Here is a 13885-nt window from a genome sequence, read left to right as displayed (position 1 = left end):
TTTGGAATATAGTATCGGGCCTAAACCCGTTAGGTAATATTGACCTTATGTCCATTTTTGAGCGAAACACAAGCCGAGTATTGGATTCTAAGGCATTAAGACATATCTTTCAGAACTTCCCCTTAAATTATATTTGTAGAACATGAGAAATCTAATGTTTTTGGCCGTCTTTGTATTATTACTATCCTGTTCAAATGACGATGATTGTGGATGTACACAAGTAAAGGCGGGAACGGAAAGCCCTGGGATTTCAAACCTACACTTTATCCAATTATGTGATGAGACGGGGCTGCAGATTGACCGCTCCACCTCATTACCAGTTATAGAGAACAAATCGGCCGAACAATTACAGGCCAGATCAGTAAAGGAAGGGTGTGATAGGGATTAGCAATCATTTAAAATATAGGTAAATGTCCGACCTCAACTTTCAAAAGTTTTTATTGACCAGTTCCAATAAAAGCGTAAAGGAAAATCTTAAGAATTATAACGAACAGAATGAAAAATGGGATAGGATAATAGTCTGGCTCGTGGGTTTTTCCATAACCGCAATTACCTTAATAATTGGGGCCATATCAGAATCAAATCCATTTGTTGAAAGTATATCCGCCTATGTAGTGTTTTTTGGTGCCGCTACCGTCCTTTTCGGCCTACTTTACAGAATATCGTTATCGTTGTTCGCCCAATATCAATTGGATGTGCTTATGACCTTTGATAGTCATGTTCTAGGGTATAATTTACCGGATGATATTGTATACTCCAGAGATGTAGACCCGAACAATACCACTTTGGAAGAGGTAATCCGATACCTAATGGAAGATTTTGGGCACATCGCAGATGAATCCGATTTTGTGGGGTTAAATTGGGAAACCGATAAAGAGCAGATTCGTACAAGACTGGTCGAAAAATACGATGAGATAAAACTTAGCCGATTGGCAATGGAAACCGAGGTATTCAAAGAAACCTTAAGGGGCATTTTAGGTGACAAAGGGGTAGAAATAAATAAAAAGGTCAATAAACCCAAGAGGATGTGGTTTTTCTACTCGGCTTCGAATGTGCTATTTTACTTGACTTGCTTTTCGTTTTTGATAGGTCTTTTCGTTGTGGTAGGACATTACTTTAAAAACGATGCGCAAACCGTTCAATCAGTTGCTCCGGCAAATGAAGGAACAAAGGAACTTCAAATCCAAATAGACAGCCTTCGAAACGAAATCCAAAAATGTGAACTGATGTTGGACGTGTACGAGGGACTTCCAATGGGGGTTTAGTTATTTAAAAACGTTCTAAATAATCATTTCGTTACCGTGTTTAGCTTGCACCTTCTCCATGAACCTTTGTTGTAATGGTAGGAGTAACCGTTTCTCTCAAAGTTGAGGTATCGGTTTATCAACCTTGAAAAGATGGAGTAAATCGCTTCCCTTGATTTCTTATGTTCGACCTCATGGCCCCGGTCGACCACGGTATAGATTCCCTTTTCCACTAGTGCGTATTTGCCCCCATAGTTCTCGACCTTCAAATAACCTATGGCCTTTAAACAGGCGTCCTTTATCCATTTATCAAGTTCCTCTTTTGTAAGGTCGTATTTCTCTGATCGCATTTTGGAAAATATCCGATTAATTGGAAATTATCCAAATTTAAAAAGCCAATCATTTCGGGTCGATAGTTTAACATAAATTCCCTTAATTTAGAACGAGTCAATTTCCGGTAAATAGGGATGAAATCTTATATTACTTGATTAATTAAAGGGTGTACATTTTGGTACAGGGGCATAAGCCACTTAAGGAAGAAAATCTATGGGAATCTACGAATTCAACTCTCTAAGCGATCACGATAAATACGATACCGTATTTACAAATGGTCAGTTCGTCGATAGTGTAAAGGATGGTAGGATAACCTATGCCCTTTATTCACTTTCCTATTTCTGGGTCGAAGTGATGTACGATTCGCCAATGAACAAAATTCTGGAAATAGGTTCGTTCGTCGAGGGCGGTTCACTGGATAGATATAGTAACGTTCCTAAATCGTTTTGAATGAAAGAGGAGGAGAAGGACAATTATAAAAAGGCATTTTCAACGGTCATAACGATATTCGGTGGTACCGCTACAACGGCATTGACCGGGGATCCTTTTTCGGGTATGGTACTAGGTAATTTCCTTACTGAAATGTTGAGTATGCAATCCAAGGTAAAACAAGATAGGGTATTCAAGTTTTTTGAACTTCTGGAAAGGGACCTTAAAATTTTGACCGATAGCTATGACCTTTCCAAAATAGACAAGACAACCACTTGGGACTTGGTGGAACTGGCAATGGTCAAGGCTTCCAGAAACAATAATGAGGAAAGGATTAAAAGGCTCAAGAATATTATCAAGAATCAAATAATAGAACCGACCGAGTTCGATTATGTTGAGAAGTTTTTGAATTTGGCCGGGTCCTTGACGGATAGTCAAGTTTTGGTGTTAGGTCATTTTGTAGAATCACAAAAGGAACTTAACACGTTATTTAAAAATCTTGGAGAATTGAACACCGAAAAGGAAAAGCATACAAGCCAAAGGGAAGATGCTTTTGCAAAAGCTAAAAAATTAGGTGAACAGGATTTACCTAAAATTGAAAAGATGTACTTTGATATTCAATTCGATAATAACAGTAAATCCGTTTCGGAAAACAACCAAAGAGTCCAGAATATTTTCAATGAAAGGGAATCGATTCTACTTAATTTTAACCCAGACATGAAAGAGTTCATGGAAGCCGAATTAGTTTCAATGGGCCTTATTTTCAATCCCAGCGCTGGAAGGATAAGCGATACTGGCGAATTTAAAAACAACAGACCTACTGGTCTAGCGATAAAGTTCATCGAGTACTTAAAGGATTAACCTTCGACCCTATCCATCAAAACCCGTAAATCCTCAAGGGATGTTATTCTATGGATCTCCCCATTGTGCTCAACAAAGCCGTTGAGGTTCCCTACGCTTCCCTTTTTGGTAGGATTGAACAGTTCCCTTACATCCACATCGAGACGGTCGGCAATGGCCAACAACAATTCAGGTTTTGGAAAGCTGTTCCCCTGGACTATATTACTTATCGATACGGGCGTAACCCCTACGGATTTCGCCAGTTCCTTACCGGACACCCCTTTTTGGGCCATGATATCCTTTAATCTCAATAGTTCCATAATCTAAGATTTAATACAAAGGTAGTAAATTAAAGTAAAACTATAATTTAAGTAAAAATAATTATAGTAAAACTTGTATTATATTAAAGTAATACTTATATTTATAGAGTATTATTAATGTAATAATTTAATTATGGACATCAAAGAACTGAAAAAGGAACTAAGAAACGATATCGGAACGCTAAGGGGCAAGGTCTCCAGACTTGTTATCGATGGAAAGGCAAGGACGTTCGATTCCTTGAGGGGTCTTGGTAACGCCATTCTTGAAATCGAGGAGAGGGCCGACAAATGTTTCTACTTCCCGAACGAGGGTTCAACGGTGGTCATAATTACAAAGAGGGCGTTTGCCGATTACATAAACGATAAATTTTAACGATATGAAATTCAGGAGCCAAGTATTCAAAAGGGCGCACGAGATCGCCAGGTCAACGGGAAAGTCCTTCGCCATCTGTTTGGTAAAGGCATGGGAATGTTATAGGTTGAAAAAGGCCATGTTATCAAATAAGGTAAGGTTCGCCTACGAAAAAGCCGATGGCAGTCTTAGATATGCATGGGGAACGCTGAAAGGGGAACTTGGTATCAAGGGAACCGGAAAGGGCAATCTATCGACGGTAGCCTATTTCGATATAGAGGCCAACGGTTTCAGGAGTTTCAGGGCCGGTAATCTAATTAGGATCTATTAATCTTTAAATACAAATACAATGGGAAACACAAAGCATCTTTTCAGGAAATCAAAGGAGGTAAGACATGGGGAGTTCAACGGCAACAAGACGCATTTCGCGCTCGATCACGACACATTGGAGGATATTGCGATGGCCGTCTATAACTGGTCGAAGGACTCGGACAACGACAACCTCATCAAGGAACTCGAAAGGACATTACCGGATATCGACTGGGCCAATAGACGGCCCCACGAACTTAAAACATCCAGTTCGGAATCCGAGATTGCTACAGGATATTAGGAACATCAACGGCCCCTTATTTTTTAGGGGCCTTATTTTAATCGGTCGATAAATGGAAAAATACAGGATCAGTAGGACAAAGGAAAAGCCTTCGGGAATTTCGGGAGGCTCGACCTCACATTTCAACATCTACAGGGACAACATGGAGGATATTCTCCGGGCCGTCTTTAGATGGTCGGAGGATGAAAACGACGAGGGGCTTATCGAAGCTTTAAGGGAGTTGAAACCCGACCTTAAAAAGGCGAACTGGAACCCTTTGATGGATGGGGAATAAAAGTTTAAATCTTGTTAATTTCATCCATACGTACAGATATACGTACAATTTTTGAACAACAAAATAAAAAACCCTTGAAAATCAAAAGATTAACAAGGGTTTTTGTACTCGAGGCGGGAGTACCATATACCCTAAACCTTCTTTTATGCACTTATACCCCTTAGTATCGATGTATATTGGGCTTTTGATGTTCAATAAAATTAAACTTTTTTAATTTTTACAGAAATACTGCCCCCTATTTTGCCCCCTATTTTATCAGGTTTCATATCTTTACACAGTATGCAAGTTTCATTTGAGATAAGAAAGGACAAGATTGATAGGCATGGTTTAATGCCTGTTAGGGCTGTGATTACCTTCGATGGATTTCGAATAAGAAGAACAGTGGAAGGAGCCAAGTCCAGTTTAAAACATTGGAATGAAAAAAATGAACGTATAAAAGCTCCCAATAAATCTGAACCATACAATTATCATTTGGAGTACAATGATAAGATCGAGCGTTTTGAACAAAAAGCGAAAGAAATTTTTCGATTCTACCACCTAAATGACATGGCTCCTAGCCAGGTAGATTTTTTGGCTCGATTTGATTCAGATATGGTAGTCAACGTATCCAAGGATTTTGTGCTTTGTTTTAATGAATTTATCGATTCTGGAAAACTGACCAAAGCAGAAAGAACCATTAAATCCTATGTAACTGCTTTAAATGTATTTAAGGATTTCAGCGAACGGAAAAAATATGCCTTACGCTTTGATACCATCAATAAAGAATTCTTTGCCAAGTTTCAGGAATTCTGTTTTGTAGAAAAGAAAACAAAAAACAATTATTTCTCAAGGTTGATTACAACGTTAAAGACATTTATGCGCTGGGCCATGGAAAATGATTACCATGAAAATGTGGACTTTTTGAAATTTCAAGCTCCTGAAGAGGATATCGAAGTAATTTATTTAACTCTTGAGGAGTTGATGAAACTCTACCACTACGAATTCGAAAAGGAAAAATTACGTAGGGTTCGGGATGTTTATTGTTTTGGATGCTTTACGGGCTTAAGATTTTCGGATTTAAAAAACCTTAGGCCATCAAACATCATGGAGAACGAGATTAAGCTTAACATTCAAAAGACCCGGACCATAGATCATCGGATTCCATTAAATGAATATGCAAAGGAAATTTTAAGAAGGTACAAGGATACCATCTGGGAACCTTTGCCCATAATCTCCTCTCAAAAATTCAATTCGTATGTCAAGGAATGTTGCCGTTTTGCAGGAATTGATGCCCCCACTTCGATAACGCGGTATCGGGGTACAAAACGTTTGGATAAGACTGTTCCAAAATATGAGCTTATAACAAGTCATACAGCCCGAAAAACGTTTGTGACCAATAGTCTGGTTTTAGGTATGAAGGAGATGGTAGTACGAAATATTACTGGACATAAAAAGGAGGAAACGTTTCGGCGTTATGTCAAAATAGCTGAAAACCTTAAGCAGGAGGAAATGTCCAAGGCGTGGAACAATATTTAGTTATGTCTTTCTCAATAAATATATTTTAAAATCAGTCAATTAGCTCTATTCCAATTATATATATAAGATTTTTGTAATAATCCCGTTTGAATAAGACTATTTTCAAACGAATCGCTTTTGGCCAAATACTTAAATATAGAAGAATCCCTCGATTCGATTATTCTTTTTTTCTTTAGTGATTTCCAGACCAAAGAGTTCAAGGAGTTCACTAGGAGAAAGATTAAAAATCTAAGTCCATATCAGTACTATCATTTGTTAGGATGGTTATTGGAGAATATCAAGGACGATATCCTATTGGCCAACTTGGATATTCTATTCGATTTTTCTGCCTTAAAACCTAAAAAGTACCTCCCAACAGAACCTAGGGAGGTTGCTGTTTTCCATGAACCTTTAGAAGGACCGTTTCTTCCGAACAGATTTCGAAAGGATTGCATAAAATTCTTCCGTATGGGTTATGGAACCATTAAGTATTTAAAAGACGAGGTATACTCCTTGGAGTCGGTAAATCGGTTCTTATTTTATTACAAAGCTAAAGGATGCCTTATCGAACCAGAAGTGGATTATGAACGCTTGTTACATTTAATGTCCTTGGAGGAACGGCTTTTCTTTCCTGTCTACGACTTTCCCGATAAGAATTCGGCTCCATTCTATGGTCACGCCATCAATTACCTTCTTATGAATGTGGAAAGGGAGGTGAACTCATTAAAATTGACTTTGAATGAGTCTATTTATGTGGAAGGGGAAAAAATAAAGAAGATTTTTTTGGTTAAACCGAAACATTCTCTCCCGATGGCATTTATGGCAAGGGAAGCGATGTTGTTGCCTTTAACAGTTGGTTTCGAACAATGGAAACGACTGGTCTTGGACGCACTTCAGGATAAAAGGTTTTTTACGCTTGTGAAGGCTAGGGCACTGTATTTGTTAGATGAGCTACAACAAATTACAAAGGAGCGTTATTTTCAAGATATGGTTTCCTATGCAAAGGGTAAGGCCTATTTTGTTGAGGATAAGGAAACGGCTATGAAAACTTTGAAAATGTCATCACCACCTTTAGTTAATTCTTATGAATATCGAAAGTGGTTAATAAATCTCAAAACCTCGGATTTGAACAAGGAGGTAAAAGTAGAAGAAGAGAAGCCTTCTAAAAATCAAATCATAATTTCGAAAAAGGGTTCGCAATTAAAACTGAAAAAGGCTTTAATCGAATTTTTTGCACATATCAAATTAAGAATCGACGATGAGAGGAATAAGGCGTTAGAGAGTTTCATATATCGTACCTTTTCATTCGAGTATGATGAGAAAACGGATTATTCCAAGCGAACAGTAAACAACTACGGGTACAAGCCGATGACCTTTATACCTTCGGAACATGCCAAGAACTTTGCGAAATTATTACTTTACCTATCCGATAAGGACTATTTGGTAAGCAACAAGACCCAGATTATCCGAACCCTTGATGAGGATATACATGAAAAAAATGGCAAAGATGGCTTTAGTTACAGTTCCCTGATACGAATTCCAAATGATGAACACCACCTATTCCCCGATGATACCATTAGAAGACGGGTTCGTTCCATCCTAAGGATTGACAGTTAAGTGCACCGTCAAAAATTGCATTACTCTCAACTATTGCACTATATGGAACGTTTGAAAGGGTTAATGCACTATTTCCTGTAGTGCAACCCAGTTTTTCCAAATTGTTCCCAATTTAGGTATCCGGCTTTTTCACCCGGCTTAAATACACTACACATGGGAAATATACTTTTCTACACGCACACGAAGGAGGATTTGAAAAGAACCGTAAAAATGGTCTTGGAAGAACTTCGTAAAACGGAATTAATAAACGAGACTTCTATCAATCCTGAGGACGATAGGCTCACCCAACAGGAAGCGGCCAAATTCTTGGGCATCTCGGTGACCTCATTGATCAGTTGGAAGAAGAAAAAAATTGTGCCCTATTATCAAATTGGAAGGGCTATTTTCTTTTCTAAAAAAGAGTTATTGGACTTGGCTCGAAAAAATGCTTTTATCAGAAGGTCTCGATTTTAATTTAGTAATTGAAGTCTCATTCTTCTTAAGCAAATTTTTTTGATTCTAATAGGTATAATATTCGTTATTGAAGATATCTTGTTTTATTGTTAATTGAGGGATAAAATTTTACCCTAATTTTAGGGGTATCTACAATATTTATATATATATATATATAAATATCATGTACAGGATTTTTTTGAATACTAACCCTATTTGGATTTTAAAATATCTAAATGTTTAATGATTTAATTTATTGCTTACAGAAAATCACGGTTGTTTCGAAGTAACTTGATAAGTATCACCTGGTTGATAAATTTCCTTATTATTCAATGATTAAGATTTATTTCTAGTATCTACAGCCTTGATTCACTTATTTTTTTATCATTAATTCAAACAAATAGGGATGCACGATATTATCTAACTTGGAAAGTAAGTCTTAAAATAATTGGTTATATTTAAGATAAATATCTGAAATATGAAGCTAAAAACCTATAATAAAGTAGGATTTATATTACTATATTTATTGTTTTCTATACACGCACTTTGTCAAGGTGATTCGGTATTGAAAATAATCACGCACAGATTGGATACTTATTCCAAATTAGAAGGTCCTGAGAAAACCTATTTATATACAGATAAGGAAATTTATCAACCAGGGGATACAATTTGGTATAAAGCATATTTAGTGGATGGAATATCCCACAAAAGGACTAGTAAAAGCAGGGTCGCATATGTTGAGCTCTTAAATTCTCTTGATAGTATAGTAGCAAAACGAATGCTCTACATTGAAGATACAAGTTCATATGGATATATCGATTTGCCAAGGGATTTAATCGAGGATCATTATAAATTGAGAACCTATTCCAGGTACATGCTCAATGATAATAAAGGATTATTTTATCAAAAAGCAATTATCATATCTAGAAAATATGAAGCTTTGAGTCAATATGATTCATATAACTCAATTAGAAAAATTGAAACACAACAATTAAATCGTGCTAGGAGAGGAGATATTAATGGATTGAAGATTGATTTTTTTCCGGAAAGTGGTAGCTTAATTGACAAAATCCCTAGTGGTTTAGCTTTTAAAATATCAGACGAAAAAGGAAATCCAATTAGTACAGAGGGTGAACTTAAGGATTCTCAAGGCAATTTTATAACTGATTTCAATAGTAATGAATATGGTTATGGCATTATATACTTTTTGCCTAAGCCATTGAAAACTTACTTTGTTTCCACAGAGATTGACGGATATCAGCAAAAATTTCAAATTCCCCGTGCTAAAAATAATGGGTTTACCATAAGTGTTAAAAATCGAGATGATCATTTTTTGATACAAGTTCAGACTGACCATGCGAATACTCTTGAAGGTACAATTTTAATTGGTCATATAAGGGGAAAGAAATTTTTTGAAAGACTAGAGAAAGGGAAGGGTAATAAATCCTATGCCGTAAAACTTTCGAAGGATGAATTACAGGATGGAATAGCTGAACTCATCCTTTTTTCCCCAGATGGATCTCCTTTGTGTGAGCGTCTTGTTTTTGTTGAAAAATCATCTAACAATCCTAGAGTATCGATAAAATCCAGTTCCAAGATTTTCGGGAATAGGGAAAAACTAGATGTAACTATTACAATTCTAAATAGTTTAGGAGAGCCACTTAAAGGAGACTACTCAATGCGAGTGACATCCACATCAGTTTCAAAGAAATCAATTGACTTCAAAAATTGGCTTTTGTTAAACTCAGACTTAAATGGTCATGTAGATTTTGCTAGTGAATTATTTGCCATGAATTCTGAAGAATCAAAATTTTTATTTGAAACTCTAATGCTTACCAGTAAGTTACGAAACTTTTCTTCGGAACATATATTTATGAATCCATCTAAATCTAGTTTGGAGTTTGTACCCGAAAAAGGCATAATGATACAAGGTGGTGTTAAGGACATCAGTAAGAGCATACAAAATGAAAAAGCAATGATATCTCTTAACATTCTCTCAGAGGCCTTTGAGGAAAGACAAGAAATAGATGAAAACGGAAGATTTAGTTTTGGACCATATTTGTTTAATGGTAGTATTAGGCCCATTTTACAAATAGTTAGCAACAGAAGAAATAGGTCAAATGATAAGTATAATATAGAAATAGACCCGCAATGGCCCATAGTCAAGGACAAAGTTAACAATAATGAATATAACAGATTTAGATCCATAAACAAGGAAATCGATCAATCTATAATCCCTTTTGTTAAAGAGAAAGATTTCGAGGAATACCTGAAAGGTATAACTTACCTAGATGAAGTTATTGTAAGTGAGAAAAGGAAAACAAAGTCGGAATTGATTGAAGAGGAAATTAACTCATTTACTTCCTATGGTCGTCCAGATACGAGAATTTTTAGAGATTCAGTGAATGGATGGGAAGGTTTGAGCGCAATGGATTTGTTAGCAAGAAAAGGGTTTAGGGTTACAGGTAATTACCCGAATCAAAGAATTAGTCTCTATGGAGGAGCTCCGGGAAGTTTAAATCTAAAAACTTCACCATTAATCCTTCTTGACGGTACACCGGTCAATGGAATACTTGGTTCTCTCCGAGCTTCTGAAGTCTTATTTATTGATGTATTACGTTTTTCCTCTGCTTCACTTTACGGAACAAGAGCCTCAGGCGGGGTAATTGCAATCTACACTGATAAGGCCTTACGGAGTAAACAAACAGATATCGAATCTAACACAAATATTACCAATGCTCGTATTATGGGGTTCGATGATAAGCTAGAATTTTATCTGCCTGATTATTCTAGATTAGATGGATTTAATAATATCTTAAAAGATTATCGACCTACCATTTATTGGAATCCTGATGTCAAAATAGATAGTGAGGGTCAAGTTAAAGTTCAATTTTATACTAATGACCGTAGCGATGAGTTTTACCTTGAATTTTTAGGGTTAACGGATGATGGTGAGATTGTGTACGATTATAAGGTTATAGAAGTACGTAACCAAGAATGATATTACTTTCTTTTTTATAATTGAATTTCTCTTAATTGTCAAAATTAAATTAAATCGAAATGCTAGAAGAATTATTTCGAAGAGGGCATATTCCTTATTAAAAGGTCTCGTAAAAACTCATCTAATCTTTAACGTAATAAATGGATATCACTTGATTACTAAAAGATAATAGAGAACACACTTTCAAGAAAAGGTGTAATTGTGTTACAAAGAATATATAAATTTAATATTATTGAAATATAATGGGCATTTTATGGACAAGAATAATTAACAAAATACTCAAGGAACTAATTTATTGAAGAAACATTTAAGATTCTAAATTCTTGTGGCAATGTAGGCCACAAAATTAGGATTAGAATCTTTTTTGACACTATCCCAATAAGTGTGTAAGTTGAAAATAACGGGGGTTTGACTTTACTAGAGCCTTACTCTTTTTTCATAGATCGTAAGGAACTGTTTTAAAATTATGCCCCAGTTCCTGATGGGCATGGACCATTTCTTGGTGGCCTCCCTTGTTGCCAAATATACGGATTTCATCACCGCATCGTCGGTGGGGAAGGAAAGCTTGTTCTTGTTGTACTTCCTGATCTTCCCGTTCAGATTCTCGATAAGGTTGGTGGAGTAGATGATCTTTCGTATCTCGAGGGGGAACTCATAGAACACGGTGAGTTCGTCCCAGTTGTCCCTCCAGCTTCCTTATGGCATAGGAGTACTTGCCTTTCCATTTTTGGGCGAAGTCCTCCAGAGCGGCCCTTGCGGCCTTCTCGTTGGGTGCGTTGTAGATGCCCTTCATGTCGGCGGTGAACGCCTTCTTGTCCTTCCATACCACATAGCGGCAGGCATCGCGTATCTGGTGCACCACGCATATCTGGGTTCTGGACTCGGGGAAGACGTTCCTGATGGTATCGGTAAATCCGTTCAGGTTGTCGGTGGCGGTGATCAGGATGTCCTCGGTGCCACGGGCCTTGATATCGGTGAGCACCGACATCCAGAAGGCTGCCGATTCGTTCTTTCCCAGCCAAAGGCCGAGCACTTTCTTTTTTCCGTCCCTGCGCAGGCCCATGGCCACATAGACGGTCTTGTTGATCACCTTGGAGGATTCCCTGACCTTGAAGACGATACCGTCCATCCACACGATTAGATTGACCGGTTCCAAGGGTCGGTTCTGCCAGGCGACAATGTCCTCCGCCACCTTTTCTGTTGTCCTTGATATGGTGGAAGTGGAAATGTCAAAATTATAGACCTCGCGTATCTGCTCCTCGATATCGCTGTTGCTCATCCCCTTGGCATATAGCGATAAGATGACATTTTCGATGCCGTCCACCATGTTGCCCCGCTTGGGGACGACCATGGGGTTGAAACTGGCATCCTTGTCCCTTGGGACGGATATCTCGGACTCCCCGAAAGAGGTACGCACCTTCTTTTTGGAGTGCCCGATACGGGAGTTGCCATCCTTGGACCTCTGGTGCCTTTCGTATTCCAGATGGCCGTCCAGTTCCCCTTCCAGCATCTTCTCGATACCTCGTTTCTGGAGTTCCTTGAGAAAACCGTTGAGCTCGTCTCCCGATTTGAACTGCTACAGGAAATCGTCGTTGAACAATTCTTCTTTCTTCATAATGTGCAAATATTTAAAAATAGACAAAAAATTAGCGGGGGCATGCCCCCGCTAATTTTCTATTTACACACTTTATGAGATAGTCCTTCTTTTTTTAAATAGAACTTAGATTATTTATTTGTAATTGAAAAATTTGTAAACCTAATTAAACTTTAATTCTATTAATTGGTTTAATGATTTTTGATATTCAAATTTTCGGAGAGAATTTCAATATTTTCAATCCTTTTTTCAATCCTTGGACTCAAATCCAAAAATGAAAAATCATTAATGCCAAATTTTTCTTGGTATGAATTTATCTTATCACAGAATTCAGTTTCTGTTGCAACAATATTACACTGAAATCCTGAGAACATCCCTTTATCTATTTTTCTTCTTATTTCCGTTGTTTCCTTATCGTCCTTCGTCAAAATTCCGGAAAAGGCCAGGTTAATTTCAGGCTTTAGGTAATATTTATCGATAAAACTATTTTTAAATTTTTCTATGGATTGATTTTCTGATGCCTGACTTGAATTTATATGAAAAATTGACTTTGAAAAATTTACACCTAAATCTAATGCATCATTCAAACGATTGAAATCCGTTGTCAAAAGCCATAAATTTGGCGAGGGGAAATGTTGCGGATGAATGTAAACATGTTTTTTATTGTGAACTTCTTCATCTTTATAAAAACTTAAAATTTTATTTATTGCATTAAAGAAATCATTTACTTCCAGTTCACTATCTGGAAATTTATATAAATAAGTTCTAACTTCCTTGTGAACTTTTCCAGCTGCAAATCCCAGATCTACCCTTTCTGGATATATGGAATTTATTAGTTTAAATGATGAGGCAATTCTAAGAGGTGAATGATATTTTACTAAAATTCCGGCACAACCTACATTTATTCTTTTAGTTATTCCCAATAATACTGGAATTAGTGGTTCGGGATTATTCCAGAATCCCATATTGCCATAATGTTCTCCTAACCATAATCTAGAAAAACCGCATTGATCACATTTAATTGCAAGCTCAAGTAAATCCAACAAATTGTTGCTTCCAGCTATATCAAAAACTAATGATGAAAGCTTCATAAATATTTTCTTTCAAGTAATAGTATTTGTATTATTCTTTTTTCGCAAAATTCAACTAGTATTTATTATTTAATAAACTTAAGTATAATTATTAAGAAAATACTTATTAATATTGAGGTTTATGCTTATAAATTTATATGTATTCTCGTTTAAGAACGTGTTCTTATGAATGATTATTTATTGAAACAATTTTAAAATTTCATCTGAAGATCTAAATACAGTACACCCGTAACACAAAAACAGCATGGGTATAT

At 36.7% G+C, this 13885-nt stretch carries 15 protein-coding genes and 1 pseudogene; 12 read left to right on the top strand and 4 right to left on the bottom strand.

Annotation, left to right across the window (positions count from 1 at the left end):
• The first annotated feature begins 142 nt into the window (after positions 1–142).
• Together F0361_RS02655 and F0361_RS02650 are read left to right on the top strand one after the other, a co-directional pair.
• On the top strand, positions 143–388 hold the full coding sequence (locus tag F0361_RS02655) for a hypothetical protein (RefSeq protein ID WP_154917110.1): 246 nt from the start codon (positions 143–145) through the stop codon (positions 386–388).
• Between the two features lie 22 nt (positions 389–410).
• Entirely contained in the window at positions 411–1265 is an 855-nt protein-coding gene (locus F0361_RS02650) for a hypothetical protein (protein ID WP_154917109.1), read from the top strand.
• Positions 1266–1288: 23 nt separating this feature from the next.
• On the opposite strand, the gene F0361_RS02645 is transcribed toward F0361_RS02650, so the two are convergent.
• Positions 1289–1594, bottom strand: coding sequence for a hypothetical protein (locus F0361_RS02645; RefSeq protein WP_154917108.1), 306 nt, complete (start codon positions 1592–1594; stop codon positions 1289–1291).
• Positions 1595–1790: 196 nt separating this feature from the next.
• Here F0361_RS02645 and F0361_RS02640 point away from each other — a divergent pair, with 196 nt between their 5' ends.
• Positions 1791–2027 carry a hypothetical protein gene (locus F0361_RS02640; protein ID WP_154917107.1) on the top strand — a complete coding sequence of 79 codons (237 nt, stop codon included), beginning with the start codon at positions 1791–1793 and terminating at the stop codon, positions 2025–2027.
• Positions 2028–2867, top strand: coding sequence for a hypothetical protein (locus F0361_RS02635; protein WP_154917106.1), 840 nt, complete (start codon positions 2028–2030; stop codon positions 2865–2867). It begins immediately after the preceding gene.
• Here the strand turns inward: F0361_RS02635 and F0361_RS02630 are convergent.
• The gene (locus tag F0361_RS02630; RefSeq protein ID WP_154917105.1) at positions 2864–3166 is read right to left on the bottom strand and encodes a helix-turn-helix domain-containing protein; all 303 of its coding nucleotides are present in this window, start codon (positions 3164–3166) and stop codon (positions 2864–2866) included. The genes F0361_RS02635 and F0361_RS02630 overlap by 4 nt on opposite strands.
• Before the next feature lie 133 nt (positions 3167–3299).
• Here F0361_RS02630 and F0361_RS02625 point away from each other — a divergent pair, with 133 nt between their 5' ends.
• The 8 genes from F0361_RS02625 to F0361_RS02590 all read left to right on the top strand — a co-directional run bounded on the left by F0361_RS02625 (position 3300) and on the right by F0361_RS02590 (position 10946).
• Positions 3300–3539: a hypothetical protein gene (locus F0361_RS02625; protein ID WP_154917104.1), complete on the top strand. Its 240-nt coding sequence runs from the start codon at positions 3300–3302 to the stop codon at positions 3537–3539.
• A 4-nt stretch (positions 3540–3543) separates the two neighbouring features.
• Positions 3544–3849, top strand: a complete 306-nt coding sequence (locus F0361_RS02620) for an SH3 beta-barrel fold-containing protein (RefSeq protein ID WP_154917103.1) — start codon at positions 3544–3546, stop codon at positions 3847–3849.
• Positions 3850–3867: 18 nt separating this feature from the next.
• Positions 3868–4128, top strand: a complete 261-nt coding sequence (locus F0361_RS02615) for a hypothetical protein (protein WP_154917102.1) — start codon at positions 3868–3870, stop codon at positions 4126–4128.
• 52 nt (positions 4129–4180) lie between these two features.
• Complete coding sequence (locus F0361_RS02610) at positions 4181–4402, top strand: hypothetical protein (protein WP_154917101.1); 222 nt, start codon at positions 4181–4183, stop codon at positions 4400–4402.
• Positions 4403–4681: 279 nt separating this feature from the next.
• On the top strand, positions 4682–5917 hold the full coding sequence (locus F0361_RS02605; protein WP_154917100.1) for a site-specific integrase: 1236 nt from the start codon (positions 4682–4684) through the stop codon (positions 5915–5917).
• 117 nt (positions 5918–6034) lie between these two features.
• Positions 6035–7513: a hypothetical protein gene (locus F0361_RS02600; RefSeq protein ID WP_154917099.1), complete on the top strand. Its 1479-nt coding sequence runs from the start codon at positions 6035–6037 to the stop codon at positions 7511–7513.
• A gap of 153 nt (positions 7514–7666) precedes the next feature.
• Positions 7667–7966 carry a helix-turn-helix domain-containing protein gene (locus tag F0361_RS02595; RefSeq protein ID WP_154917098.1) on the top strand — a complete coding sequence of 100 codons (300 nt, stop codon included), beginning with the start codon at positions 7667–7669 and terminating at the stop codon, positions 7964–7966.
• A 457-nt stretch (positions 7967–8423) separates the two neighbouring features.
• On the top strand, positions 8424–10946 hold the full coding sequence (locus F0361_RS02590; protein WP_154917097.1) for a hypothetical protein: 2523 nt from the start codon (positions 8424–8426) through the stop codon (positions 10944–10946).
• Positions 10947–11363: 417 nt separating this feature from the next.
• Here the strand turns inward: F0361_RS02590 and F0361_RS02585 are convergent.
• A pseudogene (locus F0361_RS02585) lies at positions 11364–12561 on the bottom strand (IS256 family transposase).
• 170 nt (positions 12562–12731) lie between these two features.
• A complete protein-coding gene (locus tag F0361_RS02580; RefSeq protein WP_154917096.1) occupies positions 12732–13631 on the bottom strand; it encodes an LLM class flavin-dependent oxidoreductase in 900 nt (299 codons plus the stop codon).
• Positions 13632–13885: the final 254 nt, after the last annotated feature.

The organism is Maribacter flavus (assembly GCF_008386635.1).
In the GTDB taxonomy this organism is placed as follows: domain Bacteria; phylum Bacteroidota; class Bacteroidia; order Flavobacteriales; family Flavobacteriaceae; genus Maribacter; species Maribacter flavus.
Note: the sequence above shows the minus strand (reverse complement) of the source record. Positions and strands in the feature narration are given on the sequence as shown.